This window comes from Streptomyces sp. S.PB5, assembly GCF_030403745.1.
Taxonomy (GTDB): domain Bacteria; phylum Actinomycetota; class Actinomycetes; order Streptomycetales; family Streptomycetaceae; genus Streptomyces.
This window is the reverse complement of the sequence record NZ_JAQMWP010000034.1, coordinates 16,864-32,033: the sequence shown is the minus strand read 5'-3', so window position 1 is coordinate 32,033 and position 15,170 is coordinate 16,864. Positions and strand designations below refer to the sequence as shown.

Annotated in this window: 16 protein-coding genes; 8 read left to right on the top strand and 8 right to left on the bottom strand. The window is 72.2% G+C overall.

The features are described 5' to 3' along the window. Positions 1-12 precede the first annotated feature (12 nt). Genes PH203_RS46825 through PH203_RS46805 form a run of 5 tightly spaced genes read right to left on the bottom strand, consistent with a single transcriptional unit; the run spans position 13 to position 5,776 of the window. Positions 13-1,533: a GMC oxidoreductase gene (locus tag PH203_RS46825; protein ID WP_289928802.1), complete on the bottom strand. Its 1,521-nt coding sequence runs from the start codon at positions 1,531-1,533 to the stop codon at positions 13-15. Between the two features lie 2 nt (positions 1,534-1,535). Beyond that, positions 1,536-2,705 carry an ROK family transcriptional regulator gene (locus tag PH203_RS46820; RefSeq protein WP_289928801.1) on the bottom strand — a complete coding sequence of 390 codons (1,170 nt, stop codon included), beginning with the start codon at positions 2,703-2,705 and terminating at the stop codon, positions 1,536-1,538. A gap of 5 nt (positions 2,706-2,710) precedes the next feature. Then, entirely contained in the window at positions 2,711-3,532 is an 822-nt protein-coding gene (locus PH203_RS46815) for a carbohydrate ABC transporter permease (RefSeq protein ID WP_289928800.1), read from the bottom strand. Beyond that, complete coding sequence (locus tag PH203_RS46810) at positions 3,529-4,470, bottom strand: sugar ABC transporter permease (protein ID WP_289928799.1); 942 nt, start codon at positions 4,468-4,470, stop codon at positions 3,529-3,531. Before PH203_RS46810 ends, PH203_RS46815 begins: the two co-directional genes overlap by 4 nt. Before the next feature lie 7 nt (positions 4,471-4,477). Next, positions 4,478-5,776 (bottom strand): extracellular solute-binding protein, encoded by a 1,299-nt coding sequence (locus tag PH203_RS46805; protein ID WP_289928797.1) that lies wholly within the window; start codon positions 5,774-5,776, stop codon positions 4,478-4,480. Positions 5,777-6,043: 267 nt separating this feature from the next. On the opposite strand from PH203_RS46805, the gene PH203_RS46800 reads away from it, so the two are divergent. The 3 genes from PH203_RS46800 to PH203_RS46790 all read left to right on the top strand — a co-directional run bounded on the left by PH203_RS46800 (position 6,044) and on the right by PH203_RS46790 (position 8,725). Next, a complete protein-coding gene (locus tag PH203_RS46800; protein WP_289928796.1) occupies positions 6,044-6,670 on the top strand; it encodes a hypothetical protein in 627 nt (208 codons plus the stop codon). Positions 6,671-6,727: 57 nt separating this feature from the next. Further along, the gene (locus PH203_RS46795) at positions 6,728-7,453 is read left to right on the top strand and encodes a DUF1775 domain-containing protein (protein WP_289928795.1); all 726 of its coding nucleotides are present in this window, start codon (positions 6,728-6,730) and stop codon (positions 7,451-7,453) included. Between the two features lie 300 nt (positions 7,454-7,753). Further along, entirely contained in the window at positions 7,754-8,725 is a 972-nt protein-coding gene (locus PH203_RS46790; RefSeq protein WP_289928793.1) for an NAD(P)-dependent alcohol dehydrogenase, read from the top strand. Between the two features lie 31 nt (positions 8,726-8,756). Here the strand turns inward: PH203_RS46790 and PH203_RS46785 are convergent, their stop codons facing one another. Continuing rightward, positions 8,757-9,272: a MarR family transcriptional regulator gene (locus PH203_RS46785; RefSeq protein WP_289928792.1), complete on the bottom strand. Its 516-nt coding sequence runs from the start codon at positions 9,270-9,272 to the stop codon at positions 8,757-8,759. 39 nt (positions 9,273-9,311) lie between these two features. Between PH203_RS46785 and PH203_RS46780 the strand changes: the two genes are divergently transcribed. The 4 genes from PH203_RS46780 to PH203_RS46765 all read left to right on the top strand — a co-directional run bounded on the left by PH203_RS46780 (position 9,312) and on the right by PH203_RS46765 (position 13,018). Next, positions 9,312-10,226, top strand: coding sequence for an EamA family transporter (locus tag PH203_RS46780; RefSeq protein WP_289928791.1), 915 nt, complete (start codon positions 9,312-9,314; stop codon positions 10,224-10,226). Positions 10,227-10,246: 20 nt separating this feature from the next. Beyond that, positions 10,247-11,050: a class I SAM-dependent methyltransferase gene (locus tag PH203_RS46775; protein ID WP_289928790.1), complete on the top strand. Its 804-nt coding sequence runs from the start codon at positions 10,247-10,249 to the stop codon at positions 11,048-11,050. 108 nt (positions 11,051-11,158) lie between these two features. Beyond that, complete coding sequence (locus PH203_RS46770; RefSeq protein WP_289928789.1) at positions 11,159-12,268, top strand: serine hydrolase domain-containing protein; 1,110 nt, start codon at positions 11,159-11,161, stop codon at positions 12,266-12,268. 150 nt (positions 12,269-12,418) lie between these two features. After that, positions 12,419-13,018 carry a DUF6058 family natural product biosynthesis protein gene (locus PH203_RS46765; RefSeq protein WP_289928838.1) on the top strand — a complete coding sequence of 200 codons (600 nt, stop codon included), beginning with the start codon at positions 12,419-12,421 and terminating at the stop codon, positions 13,016-13,018. 196 nt (positions 13,019-13,214) lie between these two features. Here PH203_RS46765 and PH203_RS46760 read toward each other — a convergent pair whose 3' ends face one another. Both PH203_RS46760 and PH203_RS46755 read right to left on the bottom strand, forming a co-directional pair. Continuing rightward, positions 13,215-13,580 carry a hypothetical protein gene (locus PH203_RS46760; RefSeq protein ID WP_289928788.1) on the bottom strand — a complete coding sequence of 122 codons (366 nt, stop codon included), beginning with the start codon at positions 13,578-13,580 and terminating at the stop codon, positions 13,215-13,217. After that, complete coding sequence (locus PH203_RS46755) at positions 13,568-13,759, bottom strand: response regulator (RefSeq protein ID WP_289928787.1); 192 nt, start codon at positions 13,757-13,759, stop codon at positions 13,568-13,570. Before PH203_RS46755 ends, PH203_RS46760 begins: the two co-directional genes overlap by 13 nt. Before the next feature lie 197 nt (positions 13,760-13,956). Here PH203_RS46755 and chrA point away from each other — a divergent pair, with 197 nt between their 5' ends. Beyond that, on the top strand, positions 13,957-15,165 hold the full coding sequence (gene chrA / locus PH203_RS46750; RefSeq protein ID WP_289928786.1) for a chromate efflux transporter: 1,209 nt from the start codon (positions 13,957-13,959) through the stop codon (positions 15,163-15,165). Positions 15,166-15,170: the final 5 nt, after the last annotated feature.

Below are 15,170 nucleotides of genomic sequence, written 5' to 3'. Positions count from 1 at the left end.
CTCCAGTCCTCTTCAGCGGGCGGCGAGTTGCCGTGCGGCGACGGCACGGGCGGCACGTACGGCGGTCACCAGGCCGGTGAGGGTGACGTTCGCCGCCATCGGGGTGGGGATCACCCCGTTACCTGCAAGGTAGAGGTTGTCGAAGCCCCACACCCTGCCGTCCGGGTCGCACACGCTCGTGTCGTCGTCGGCCGTCCCGGCGCGGACCGTGCCGGTCAGGTGCAGGGACGAGCCGGGCGGCAGCAGGGCCCGTTCGGTCGCGGGGTCGAAGGGGCCGAACTCCTCGGCCAGGGACCGCACCTCGTCGAGCGCCCGCCCGATCAGCTCACGGTCCGCGGGGCTGTAGCCGAACTCGATGCCGATGCGGGGCATTCCGGCGAGGTCGGTGCCGGTCGGCGAGAACACGAGCCGGTTCTCCGGGCGGGACTCGACGGGGACGTACAGCGACAGGCCCACCGAGTGGGCGAGGGGACGGTCGCGCTCGTCCACGTACGTGCGGTTCATGATCTGCCCGTGGAAGGGCTGGGCCTCTCCGTTGTGCGGCAGCCACAGGGAGTCCGTGCAGAACTCTCCGGGGCGGCTGCGCGGCAGGTCGTCGACGTCGAGGCCGAAGCGGTCGAGGTCGAGGAGGACCCGGGCGGTGACGAAGGCGTGTTCGTTGAGGTGGCGGCCCAGGGCCGGGGGCCGGATGCCCGAGGCGTACAGCAGCTGCGGTGTACGCAGGGCGTCGGCGCACACCACCACGGTGTCCGCGCGCAGTTCGGACTGTGCGCCGTCGGCGACGCGACGCAGGCGTACGCCCGTGACGCGGTCGCCCGTGACGACGAGAGAGGTCGCGAGGGTGCCGGTGCGGAGAGTGAAGGCGGGGTCGGTACCCGTGGCGAGGGCCGGGAAGATCGTGGCCGGGCCGGTGCGGGGCATGGGGCCCGACGGTGTGGCCGTCACGGCCATGGGCATCGGCTGCGGCCGTCGGTCGTACGGTCCGGCCGCGCCGTAGCGGCCGGACAGGACGTCGAGCACGAGTCGGCCGGTCCCGGTCGGGCCGATCGGTGACGGCGTGACGGCGAGCAGTCCGCGCGCGGTGTCGAGGTCCGCCGCCCAGCCCGCCGGATCGCCGAAGTCGAAGACCTCGTCGCCGGCGGGCCAGGGGGTCGCGGCGGTCCAGTGGACGCCCATGCCCCCGGTGTTCCAGGCGAGCGCCGCCTGCGGCATGGCCTCGGCGTCCTGGCCGAAGGCGAGGGCGTGGAACATGCCCGGCGGCAGGTCGGTGAGGCGGCCGGGGACCTCGCGGACCACCTCGGCGCCGGTGTACATGCCCTGGATGCCGGTGGCGACCTGTTCGTTGTACCGCGCCCACAGGGCGGGGTCGTCGAGGTCGTGCAGATGCAGTCCGGGGGTGGCGCCGATCGGGCTGCCACCGTCGACCATGGTGATGTCCAGGGCGGGGTCGGCGTCGCGGAGCAGTCGTGCCATGGCTGATCCCATGATGCCGCTGCCCACGATCAGGACATCGGTGCGGGGGGTGTGGGGCACAGTCAGACTCCGTGGGGGGCGGGGGCGAGGGGGCCGAAGAGTTCGGTGTCCATGCGGTCGAGGGCGAGTTTCACCGCGCCGACGAGCGGGGCGTCGCGGCCGAGGCCGGTGGCACGGAGTTCGACGGCGGGGGTGCGGGCGGTGCGCAGCGCCTCGCGCACCCGGGGCAGCAGGACGTCCGCCGCGTCCTCCAGACCGCCGCCGAGCACGATGAGCGAGGGTGCGACCGTCCAGGAGAGGGTGGTGAGGATCGAGGCGATGTTCTCCACGAACTCGTCGACCTCGGCGAGCGCGGTGGTGTCACCGGCCCGGGCCGCCTCGAAGCGGGCGAGTGCGACCCGGCGTTGGGCGGGTTTTGGTGAGGTGAGCCAGGCGACGGGACGGTGCTCGACCGAGCCGGCCGGCATCGACACCGCTTCGACGATCTCACCGGCGGCGCCGTCGAGACCGCGGTGCACCGCTCCTCGTATAAGGATGCCGAGGCCGGTGCGATTGCCGAGCATCGCCCATACGACGTTGTCGTGGTCGCCCGCCACCCCGCGCCAACGCTCCGCGAGGGCACCGAGGTTGGTGTCGTTGTCGGCGAACCAGGGCATCGGGATGCGGCGGGTGAGTTCCTCGGGCAGGTGGACGCCTTCCCAGCGGGTGGTGTGCACCAGGCGCCGTACGACGCCTTCGTCATCGATGGCGCCGCCGCCCGCGAGCACCCCGGCGCGCAGCCGCTCGGGGGATCCGCCGGCGTCGGCGAGGGCCTCCAGGACGAGTGCCGCCGCGTCGTCGAGGGTGGTCTGCGGGTCCTGGTAGGCGCGCAGGGGGCGGTCGGCGCGGCCCAGGATGTGGCCGCGTACATCGGCGACGACCGCGGAGGCGTCGACGGTGGTGAGGCGCACGGCGGCCAACAGGGCGTGCTCGGCGCGCAGTTGGTAGCGGCGGGCGGGGCGTCCGGCGCAGCCGTTGGTCGGTACGCGGTCGAGTTCGGTCACCCAGCCCGCCTCGACGAGGGCGTCCAGGACGATCTCGATCGTGCGGCGGGACAGGCCGGTCCGTTCGGCGAGGGCGCTCAGTTTCATCGGGTCGGCCGACACCGCCAACGCACGCAGGATGACGGAGGTGTTGACCCGTCGGACGGCGCTCTGGTTCATGCCCGACAGCGGCGTCTGCGCGGGGGCCATGGCTCTCACCGCATTCCCGTTCCGGCGATGCCCCGCACGAAGTGGCGCTGCAGGAACAGGAAGAGGACCAGCACCGGCAGCATCACCACGATCGCCCCGGCGAGCATCAGGCCGTAGTCGGTGACGTGCGAGGCCGCCTGGCTGGTCGCGGCGAGGCCCACCGGCAGGGTGTAGGTGTCCATGCTCTGGGCGACGATCAGCGGCCAGATGAAGTTGTTCCAGGACGAGAGGAACGACATGATCGTGATCGTGGCGACGGCGGGGCCGGCCAGCGGGAGGAAGATCCGGAAGAAGATGCGGAACTCCCCCGCGCCGTCGATCCGGGCGGCCTCCAGCAGTTCGTCGGGGATCGACAGCGCGTACTGCCGCATGATGAACACCGACAGCGGCAGCGCCGCGCTGGGCAGGGCGATCCCGGTGAGGGTGTCGGCGAGGCCCATGTCGACGGTGATCACTAGCTGCGGCACGAACAGCGCCGTCAGCGGCACCATCAGCGCCGCCATCACCGCGCCGAACGCGAGCCGTCTGCCCGCGAAGTCGAGCTTGGCGAGCGCGTAGCCCGCTGCCGACGCCGCCACGATGTTGCCCAGCACCACGACGGCGGCGACCACGATGCTGTTGGTCAGGAACCGGCCGAAGCCCTCGGTGGCGAACAGCCGGGTGAAGTTCTCGAAGGTCAGGTCGTGCGGGAGCCAGGCGCCGGGGTCGGCGCGGATCTCGTCGAGGCTGCGCAGCGAGCCGCTGACCACCCATATGAAGGGCAGCATCGTGAGCAGGGCGCAGAGGATCAGGGCCCCGTAGAGGAGGGGGCGGCGCGGGGCGGTCATGTGCGGGACCTCAGCATCCGGAACTGGACGGCGCTCACCACGGCGACGAGCACGAGCATGACGAAGGACGCGGCCGACGACATGCCCAGCTCCCCCGCCCCGAACTGGCGGTAGGTGTACAGCGCCACGGACTCCGTGGAGCCCAGCGGACCGCCGCCCGTGAGCAGATAGGGCTCGTCGAAGACCTGCAGGTAGAAAACGCTCAGCAGCACCGACACCATCAGGGTGGTGGGCAGCAGCAACGGCAGGGTGATGTGGCGCAGTTGACGCCAGCGTCCGGCCCCGTCGAGCGCGGCGGCCTCGTACACGTCCTGCGGTACGGCCTGCAGTCCGGCGAGGAACAGCACCATCGCGGTACCGAAGTTGCGCCAGACGCCGAGCAGGATCACCACGGGCATGGCGAGGTTCGGGTCGTCCAGCCAGTTCGGTCCGGCGAAGCCGAGGGCGCCGAGCACCTTGTTGACCGTGCCGTCCGCGTTGAAGGCGTACTGCCAGATCAGGGCGACCGCGACGACGTTGGTCACCACCGGCGCGAAGAACACCGAGCGCAGCACACCGCGCAGCCGCCGGACGCCGGAGTTCAGCGCGAGTGCCAGGGCGAGGCCGATGCCCATGGTCAGCGGGACTCCGGCGGCCACGAAGAGGGCGGTGTTGCCGAGGTCCCGCAGGAAGGTCTCGTCCTGGAACAGCCGGACGTAGTTCTCCAGGCCCGTGAAGTTCACCGCGAACGGGTGCCGCAGATCCGACCCGCGCAGATCGGTGAGGCCGAAGCCGAACGCGGCGACCGCGGGGATCGCCGTGTAGAGCAGGAACACGACGGCGAACGGGGCGAGGAACACCCACGCGACGGCCGTACGACGGCCGCGGCGCGCCTTGCGCGAAGTGGCCGGGGCGCCCCGGGGAACCGCCGGGGCCTCCCGTACGAGAGTGGTCGTCATCGGTGGCTCACTCCGCCCCGGTGCCGACGCTCTCGGCGTACGCCTGGATGTCGGCGGCGGCCTTCGCGGCACTCGTCCTGCCCTTGGCGACCGCCTCCGTCTCCTTGCCGATCCGGGTCGCGACCTGCTGCCAGGTGCTCACCTGCGGGAAGGCCCGGGTGTTCTTCAGCTGGGTGAAGAAGGCGTCCAGGAGGGGCTGGCCGGCGATGGCCGGGTCGTCCCAGGCGGAGATGACGGCGGGCAGGGAGCCGTACGCCTTGTACTGGGCGACCTGGGTGCTCGGCTCGGCGAGGTGCCTGATGAGCTTCCAGGCCGCGTCCGGGTTGCCGCTGTCGGCCAGTACGCCCCAGCTGCCGCCGGCCGAGAAGGAGACGCTGCCCGCGGACCCGGCCGGGAGGGGTGCGGTGGCGACGTGGGACGCCGTCCAGCCGTCCTTCTTCGCGGCGGCGTCGAGCTGGCCGACGACCCACGGGCCGGTGATCATGGCGCCGGTCTTTCCGGAGACGAAGTAGGGCTGTGCGTCGAGGAAGGTGGGGGTGCTGGTGTCGGCGGTCTTCGCGGTGAAGAAGGACGCGTTGTATGTCAGCGCGTCGGCCATCGCGGGGGTGTCGAGGGTCCACTTGCCGTCGGCGGAGAGGAGCGAGCCGCCGGCCTGCCAGGCGTACATCGCGACGTCCTGGCCGTTGAAGATGTCCCAGCCGATGTCGGCGCCGAGCCCGTGCCGTGCGCCCGCTCCCTGGAGCGCCTTGAGGAAGGGCACCATGGCGTCCCAGGTCCCCGGCGCTTCGGCCCCCGCCTTTCTGGCCAGGTCGGAGCGGTAGACGAGCGCGTACGTGTACGCGTACCAGGGCACCGTGTAGGCCACGTCCTTCGCCACCCCGGCCTGCCACAGGCTCGTGAAGAAGCCGTCCGGGTCGACGACTCCGTCCGGCACGGCTCTGAGGATCGACGGGTCGACGAACTGTGCCTGGGACTCCGGGAAGAACTGGGCCATGTCGGGTCCCTTGCCGGCCGCGATCGCCGACTGGAGCTTCGTGTAGTACTCGCCGTTCGGGATCAGCGTGGTCTTCACGACGAGATCGGGGTTGTCGGCCTTGAACCCCTTGATGACCTTGTCGAGCACATCGGCGTCGCCCTGCGCCGCCCATACGCTGACGGTGCCCTTGGCCGGGGTGTCGTCGACGCGGTCGGTGCCGCCGGCCGCCGGGCCGTCTTCATCGCGCCCGCAGCCCGCGAGCGGGAGGACGCAGCCGAGAGCCATACCCGCGGTCAGCCGCAAGGCGCCGCGTCGGGAGAGGTGGGGCACAGTGGGCTCCTGTCTCGGGGCAGCGCGGGGCACGCTGCGGACAGCGGTGGGTTTTTCGGGGGAAGTAGCCAATTCGGCGCGAGGGGTCCCCGTGGGGTGGATGGGGTCCGTGCCGTTGAGAGCGACGCTACGAACGGCGTGTTTCGGCCACGTGGCGAGGCAGGCCCTGAATAATTTCGGAACTTGTAGCGAAATCGGCGATGCGTTCGTCTCTTTGTCCGGGGCGGGCTGCGCGTCATGCCGCCCATGGCCCAAGATGATCGGGTCATGCACCGTCCCGCCGCGCACCGTCCAGCGCCTCTGCCCGTTCTGCGGGCCGCGGTGTTCGCCGTCGTCGGCACGGTGCTGGGGGTGAGCGCCCATCACCTGGTCGCCGAGGGAGCCGTCCCGTGGGCGCAGGGTGCGGCCGTGGCCGCCGGGCTCTTCGGTCTGGGGCTGGTCGGGGTCCGCCGTCCCCGGCACGTCGGTACGGTCGTCGCCTGCAGTGTCGTGGGCCAGTCGGGGCTGCATGTGTGGCTGACGGTCACCGCGCACCCGCGGCCCTCCGCCCATCGACATGGCCTGCATGCCCATGGCTCCCCCATGGACTCGTACGACTCCGCGGTCATGGCGACGGTCCATGCACTGGCCGCCGCCCTGGTCGCCGTACTGCTGCACCGCGCGGACCGGGCCTGCTGGACGCTCGCCCGGGGCCTGGCCTCGGTGCTCGACGCGGTGCGGGCCCATGTCGCCGCCGCGCGGACCCTGTGCACACCGCCCCGGGCCGTCGTACGCCCCGGGGAGCCGGCTCCCGTACACGTGGAGAGCAGGCGGGCGACGGCCGCAGGACCGCTGCTCGCTCACGCGGTGGTGCGGCGCGGGCCTCCCGCGGCCGGGTCGGCTCTCGTCATCTGACCTCGCGGGGAAGGCCGTCACGGCCGCCCCGGTAGACCCCCCTGCCTGGAGACACCCATGTCCCGCACCATCCGCCGCCTCACGCTCGCCGCCGCGGCCGCGGCAACCGCCGTTGTGCTGACCGCCGTTCCGGCCGCCGCCCACGTGGAGGTCGAGTCCGGCAACGCCCGGGCCCTCGCCCAGAACGTCGAACTCACCTTCACCGCCGAGTCGGAGTCCGCGACCGCCGGCATCACCCAGCTCCGGATCGTGCTGCCCCAAGGCATCAGCCCGTCCGACGTGACGTACGGCGAGGGCCCCGAGGGCTGGAAGTTCAGCACCACCGACGACGGCTACACCGTCAAGGGCCCGGCTGTGAAGGTCGGCGGCGACGCCGAGCACTCGGTCGTGATCCGTCAGCTTCCCGACGCGAAGGAGCTGGCGTTCAAGACGCTCCAGACCTACAGCGACGGCAAGGTCGACCGCTGGATCGAACTGGGCGACTCCGACGACGGCCACGGGCACGGCCACGGCAACGAGGCCCCGGTCCTCAAGCTCAAGGCGGCGGCCGAGGGCGCCGCGTCGGTGAGCCCCGTTCCCAGCGCCTCGACCGACCCCGTCGCGAGCGCCACTCCCACCGGCGAGGAGACGAGCGTCTCCCCCACTCCGCAGGCGGCCGACACCGACGAGGACACGGACAGCGGCCTGTCCACGGGAGCGTGGCTCGGCATCGCCGCGGCCGTCCTCGTCGTGCTCGCGGCCGTCGCGTTCGTGGTACGCCGCCGCGGCGGCGCCCAGCGGTAACCGGGCAACGCCCGTCCGGAAATGGGCCCCGCACCCACGACAGTCCCGGATGCGGGGCCTTCGTCAGCAGTTCCTGACGCGCCCCACCGCCGGCCACGGCCCGACCAGCTGGACGGCCCGGGCGGGAATCCTGCGCATCGCGTCCGTCCCCTCCTACGACACCTGACCGAGTCCTCCCCACGGCACTGGCCGACGGCACCGTTCCCGGCGACGATCCGAGGGAGCCCCGGCACGCCGGCGGCCGAGGTCAAGCTCACGGGCAAGGTCAAGGCACAGGTCAGGCCCAGTTCAAGGAGAGCGATGAAGGCCATCGTCCAGAACGCCTACGGCTCCACCGACACACTGCACCTGCGGGACATCGACCGTCCCGCCCCCCGGCCCGACGAAGTCCTCGTCGAGGTGCGGGCAGCCGGCGTCGACCCGAGCGTCTGGCACCTGATGACGGGACGCCCCTACATCGCACGGCTCAGCCCGCAGCTCGGGCTCCGACGCCCCGCCCACACGGTGCGCGGCTGGGACGCCGCCGGGCGGGTCGAGGCGGTCGGGGCCGAGGTGACGGATTTCAAGCCGGGCGACGAGGTCTTCGGCCAGTGCGACGGCTCCTTCGCCGAGTACGCGTGCGGCAAGGCCGTACAACTGGCCGCCAAGCCTGCCGCCCTCTCCTTCGAACAGGCCGCGGCCCTGCCCGTCTCCGGCATCACCGCCCTCCAGGCCCTCGACGTGGCACGCCCGCAGGCCGGCCAGCAGGTACTGGTCATCGGGGCGTCGGGCGGGGTGGGATCGTACGCCGTCCAGCTGGCCACGCATTACGGCGCGCAGGTCACCGCCGTCTGCGGCCCCACGGCCGAGGAACTGGTCCGCTCGCTCGGTGCCGTGGACGTCATCGACTACACCCACGAGGACGTCACCGCCCGCGGCGTCCGCTACGACTTCATCCTCGACGCCGCCGGCAACCGCTCGCTGTCCCGGCTACGCCGCGTCCTCGCCCCGCGCGGCACCGTCGTCTTCGTCGGCGGCGAGGACGCGGGTCCCGTGCTCGGCGGTCTGGACCGCTGGGTCCGCGGGCTGGTGCTCTCCGCCTTCGTGGGGCAGCGCTTCCGCCCGCTGTTCGCGGCCGTCCGTCAGCAAGATCTCCTCAGGCTCAAGGAGCTCGCGGAGACAGGCGCGATCGTCCCGGTCGTCGACCGCACCTACCCACTGGCCGAGGCCCCCGCCGCCGTACGCCATCTGGAGAAGGGGCATCCGCGGGGGAAGCTGGTCGTCACCCTCTGAGGGGCTTCCTCACCAGGAGGTATTCGGCCGGTCATGCGCCCGTGTGCGGTCCGGGGGACTCCATCCGGGCGAGCCAGGTGGTCAGGAGTGTTTCGAGGGCCTCGGCCTCCGCGGGTTCCAGCAGGTCGAGAAGTCGGTGTTCGTTGCTGATGTGCTCGGTGAACGCCCGGTCGATCAGGTCGTACCCGGGGCGGGTGAGGGCGACGATGCGGCCCCGCTGGTCGTCGGCGGACCGTCGCCGGGTGACGAGTCCGGCCCGCTCCAGGCGGTCGATGCGCTTCGTCATCGCGCCGGTGGTGACCATGGTGTGGGCGGCGAGCTCCCCGGGGGCCCGTTCGTACGGCTCACCGGCGCGGCGCAGTGCGCACAGGACGTCGAACTCCCCCTCGCCCAGCCCGTAGCGGCCGTAGACGAGGCACAGCTCCTCGGTGAGCCGGTCGGCCAGACGGTGCAGGCGGCCGATCACTCCTTGCGGGCTCACATCGAGGTCCGGCCGTTCGCGGCGCCAGTCGGCCTGGATGCGGGCCACACGGTCCAGTTCTTCCATGGGGCCACAATACCTTCCCTGGAAGTTATATTGGCTTCCATGGAAGCTAATCGTGGATGGGTGGCCCTGACCGCGGTCGCGCCGGTGGCCTGGGGCACGAACTACTTCGTCACCCACGAGTACTTGCCCGCGGACAGTCCGCTGTACGGGGCGGCCCTGCGGGCGCTCCCGGCCGGGCTGGTCCTGCTGCTGCTCTGCCGCCGCCTGCCGCGCGGCGCGTGGTGGTGGCGGTCCGCGGTGCTGGGACTGCTCAATGTGAGCGTGTTCTTCGTGCTCGTCTACGCCGCTTCCCAGCTGCTCCCGACGAGCGTCGCCTCGAGCGTCATGGCGGTGTCCCCGCTGACGATGATGCTCATCGCCTGGTCCCTGGTGGCCGAGCGCCCCTCCGGCGCGCACCTCGCGGGCGCCGCGGTCGGTCTCGGCGGGGTCTGTCTGATGCTGCTGACGGGGGCGGACGGGGTGAGCGTCCCGGGGATCCTCGCCTCGGCCGGAGCCATGCTGGTGTCGTCCTTCGGGCACATCCTCACCAAGCGGTGGGGTGCCCATACGGACGTGCTCGCCTCGACCGCCTGGCAGCTCACGGCGGGAGCCCTGTTCCTGGTCCCGGCCGCCGCGGTGGCGGAGGGTCCGCCGCCCGCGCTGTCCGCATCGGCGCTGCTCGCGTTCGGCTATGTCTCGCTGGTCGCCACCGCGGTGGCCTTCGTCGCCTGGTTCGCCGGGCTGCGGCATCTGCCGGCGGGCACGGTGGGGCTCATCGGGCTGCTCAACCCCGTGACCGGGGTGCTGCTCGGCACGGTGGTCGCCGGCGAGGTGCTGACGGGGCGGCAGCTGTGCGGGCTGGCGCTCGTCCTGGCCGGCGTCGTGCTCGGCAGGCCCGCACACCCGCGCAAGGACTCCGGTCCGCGAGCCCTCGTACCTCCGGCGCCGGAGCACACCGCCTGCGATCGCCGGTGAGACCGGTGCAAGGTGGAGGGGTGACCGAACGAGGCTTCGACGTATGGGCCGCCGGGGACGCGTACGAGCGGTACATGGGCCGATGGAGCCGGCTCGTGGCCGACGAGTTTCTGCGGTGGCTCTCCTGGCCGCCCGGCGCACGGTGGCTGGACATCGGATGCGGCTCGGGCGCGCTGGCCTCCACGGCGGCCGTCCGCTGCCGCCCCCGGACGCTGCTCGGGCTCGACGGGTCCGCGGGGTTCGTGACGACGGCCCGGGCCTCGACTCCTGATCCGGCGCGCTTCGCCATGGCGGACGCACAGGCCCTGCCGGTGCGGGACGCCTGCTTCGACGTGGCCGTCAGCGGACTGGTCCTCAACTTCCTTCCCGCGCCCGGTGCCGCGCTCACCGAGGCGGTGCGCGTGGTGCGGCCCGGCGGCCTGGTCGCTGCCTATGTGTGGGACTACGCCGAGGGCATGGAGTTCCTGCGCCGCTTCTGGGACGCCGCGACGGCGGTCGATCCGTCGGCCGCCGCCCACGACGAGGGCCGCCGCTTCCCGGTCTGCGAGAAGTCCGCCCTGCGCCGGCTGTGGAGCGAGGCCGGGCTGACCGGGGTGACGGTCGCACCGCTCGGGATCACGACCCGTTTCCCCCGCTTCGACGACCTGTGGGACCCGTTCCTGTCCGGCCAGGGCCCCGCCCCCGGTTACCTGGCCGCGCTCCCGCCGGCCACCCGGGAGCGGCTGCGGCAGGCGCTGCGCGAGCGGGTGCCGGGCGGGACGGACGGGGCGATCACGCTGAGGGCGCGCGCGTGGGCCGTGAAGGGCCGCAGGAAGGACTGCTGAGGGGCGCCCCGAGGCCGGATCCACTATTGCCCCGTATACCCTCCGGGGGTATTTTCATCGAAGTGACGTCCACAGGAACTTCCGCGCGAGGCAAGGAGGGTGAACGACATGTCCGAGAACCCTGCGACCGTCGACGGCTTCACGGAAGACGGGTACGACGAGGTGCGGCAGGTCTTCCAGCAACTCGCCGACGAGGGAGCGGAGACCGGGGCCGGGCTGTCGGTCTGGCGGGACGGGCGGGAGGTCGTACGGCTGAGCGCCGGCTGGGCCGATGCCGGCCGAACCCGGCCGTGGCGCGAGGACACACTGGTCATGCCGTACTCCCTGTCGAAGACCTTCGTGACCCTCGCAGCCCTGGTGGCGGTACGGGAGGGAGCGGTGACGCTCGACGAGCCGGTCGCCAACCACTGGAAGGCGTACGGAGACAACGGCAAGGAATCGACCACCCTCCGCCAGATCCTCACCCATCGAGCCGGCCAGCCCCGCTTCCCCGCCGAGGCCGCGGAGCTCGACCTGCTGGACGACGCCGGGTTACGCGACAGCCTGGCGCGGGCGGCGCCGGAGTACGTCCCCGGCACCTCGCTCGGCGAGCACGCGCTGACCTACGGCCATCTCGTCGACGGCGTCCTGCGCGCCGCCGCGGGGACGACCCTGGGCTCGATGTTCAACGACGTCGTACGGCCCGCACTGGGACTCGACGCCTGGTTCGGCGTACCGGACGACGCGCTGGACCGGGTCGCCGACCTCGAGTACGCGCACCCCGACTGGCCCGAACAGCTGCCCGCCGCGCCCTGGTTGCGGATCCCCGACGGTGCGCTGGACACGGAGCGGACCAACGCCCGCGACTGGCGGCAGTCGGTGTTCGGGGCGGTCAATCTGCAGACGACGGCCACGTCCACGGCGGCCTTCTTCTCCCGCCTCACCGACGAGACCGGGCCGGTGCGTCAACTCCTGGGGCCGCAGCTGCACTCGGAACTCCTCGCCGCCCAGGTCACCGGCCACGACGATGTCTTCGGCACCCGCATCACCTGGACCCTCGGCCTCATCCGGGACAAGGGGAAGATCGCGAAGGGCGGCATCGGGGGCTCCGCCGCGTGGTGGTCGCTGCGGCACGGGCACGCCTGCGCGTATCTGACCCGTCGCCTGGACGATCACGCGCGGGCGGCGCGGATCGCCGTGGCACTGGGGGACGATCTGGCGGTCGTCGGCGAGGACTGAACCTGGGCCCGTACCAACGGAGTTCGGCGGTGGCGCCATAGCGTTCGAGGAGCTGGGCAATCGATGGTTCGGTGAGTGCCGAACCTTCCGGCTTGTAGCGTGCGAAGTCCTGTGCGGGAGATGCCCGCACTGAACATGCTTGGGGCCCCTGTGCCGAAGACGGACCTGAAGCAGCAACTCGTCGAACGGTTCCTGGAGGTCAACGGCGACCATCCGATGACCGATGCGGATGACGCGTATGTCAGCGCGCAGTTCGTTGTCCTGGAAGAACTGTGCGCAGGGCTCGGCCGTGAAGCCGATGCGGTCCGCCGGCTGATGCTGGGGCAGCGTCTGCCGCTTCCGGGATACCTGCGCTCCGACGGCGCCGAGATGGTACCGGCCGACCTGTGCGTTCTCGCCGACGAGGCCGGCGGCACAGACCTGCTCGAAGCGTGGTTCACCGCTCACTGGGCCGACCCGATCACCGGGAAGGCGGAGTGGAACGCGTATCTCAGCGGACAGTACGTGTGTCTGCACTCGGTGACCCCGGCCACCATTCAGCGCAAGGATCACCTGACGACCGCGATCGACGCCGCAGTGAACGAGCCGGACGCCGGTTCGGTGCGGTGGTCCGAGCGGCTGCACGCTCTGGTCGACGAACTCGACACCCTGGAACCGGCGTTCACGGCCTACGACCGCCTTCGGTTCGGCGGCCCCACGTCCCGGGACACCTGCATCGACGCCGTGCGCGCCCGCTTCCCGCGCCCGTGATCCGGAGCCGGGGGCGGCGTTCCGCGGAGGGGGCAGGTGCGGGGCCGGGTTGCCGTGGTGAGCCGGGACAGGGCCCGGCTGGTGTCGGCGATTCGCCCCGCCTTCCGGACCCGGCCCCGGCCCCGGCCCCGGCCGGAGTCCGTATCGACGGCCCCGGTTCCCTGCTCCCTGCTGCTCACTGCTTCTTCGCTGCCCCCTACTTCTTCGGCCGTGCGGCGAAGGCACTGACGATCGCGGCCAGCGCGAACAGGGCGGCAACGATGACGACGGCGGTCGGCCAGTTCATGGCATCCTCCCGGCTGCTTTCACATCTCCTCGATTCCACTCGACTCCGGTGGGCCGGAGGCTGCCAGGTACCGATCGGCCCCTGGCGCGGCCCGAACAGCCTGCCGACGGACAGGAGGGGCAGGGCCTTCGAGATCGTCCGCTGGAACTTCAGGAGGCCCTCGAAGAGGAAGATCGCTCCGGCGTGGCGGCCGATACGGATTCCGGCTGGACCATGCCGACGGCGCCCGGCATGTGCCCCCGCGTCCACGGCGTCGCAGGCCGTCAGGAACAGCACGCACACCCGGGCAGCGGGGCGCGGATCCGGCTTGCCACCTCCAGCCCGTCGCTGTCGGGCAGCAGCAGGTCCATGACCACCGCGTCCGGCCGGAACCGTTCGGCGTGGGCCATGGTCTCGACGCCGTCGGCGGCGCTGCGGACCCGCCGGCCGTGATGGCGCAGCACGGCGCTGACCACGTACGCCCCGTCCGGAATCTCCTGAGCCTGTGCATCGGTCCCGCGCCACACGTCTGCCTCTGCTGCCGACCGCCGAAGGGACCGCTGTGCTCCTGTCACTGCTGACGCGGCGTCCCGCGCGATGACAGCGGTCATCTATCGTGTGCCGATATCGATGACCGTAATTCAAGACGGCGGGGGCGGGCAGGAGCGGGCAGATGGCGGACGAGGCACAAGCCGACGCGGTGGACGACGCACGAGGGGCGGCGCCGCCGCGGGTGGGGCTGGCGACGATCGCCCGGGAGTGGGGCCGGATCGGCTGTATCGGCTTCGGCGGGCCGCCCACGCATATCGCGTTGCTGCGGCAGCTGTGCGTGACGCGGCGGGGATGGATCTCGGAGACCGAGTTCGAGCACGGGATCGCCGCCTGCAATCTGCTGCCGGGGCCGGCCTCCACCCAGCTGGCGATCTTCACCGCGTGGCGGCTGCGCGGCCGGCTCGGCGCGGTGGTCGGCGGGGTGTGTTTCATCGTGCCGGGTCTGGTGCTGATCCTGGCGCTGGCGGCGCTGTTCCTGGCCGGTGATCCGCCGCTGTGGGTGCGCGGTGCCGCGGCCGGCGCCGGAGCGGCGGTGGCCGCGGTGGCGGTGCAGGCCGCGGTCGGACTGGTGCCGGCGAGCTGGAAGCGGGGCGGGCAGCGGCGGGCGGCGCGGGCACGGTGGATCGGCTACGCGCTGGCGGGCGCCGCTGCCGCCGTCCTGACCGGGCCGTGGCTGGTGCTCGTGCTCGTCGCCGCCGGTCTGGTGGAGGTGGCCGTCAAGGCGGGGCCCGGCGGGACACACGAGCGGCGGGCCTCCGCATGGCCGGTGCCGCTGGCTGTGGCCGCGCCGGCGGCAGGTGGCCTGGGCGCGCTGGCCTGGGTCGCGTTCAAGGTGGGGGCGCTGTCGTACGGCGGCGGCTTCGTGATCATTCCGCTGATGCAGGCCGACGCGGTCGACCACTACCACTGGATGAGTGACGGGCAGTTCCTCAACGCCGTCGCGCTGGGGCAGATCACGCCCGGGCCGGTGGTGCAGACGGTCGCCGTCGTCGGCTACGCGGCGGCCGGGATCGGCGGCGGCCTGCTGGCCGCGTTCGCCGCCTTCGCCCCGTCGTTCGCGATGGTCATCGCCGGAGCGCCGCGCTTCGACCGGCTGCGGTCAGACCCGCGCGTGCAGGCGTTCTTCGGCGGTGCCGGGCCCGCGGTCATCGGCGCGATCGCCGGCTCGGCGCTTCCGCTGGCGCTGGCCCTGCAGCACGGGTGGCAGTACGCGGTGCTGGGCCTGGCGGCGCTGTGGCTGCTGGCCGCGCGCAGGGGTGTGGTCAGCGCCCTGGTCGGCGCGGGGGTACTGGGTGTGGTGGCCGGACTGGTGGGCTGGCCCGTGGGCTGACTCGT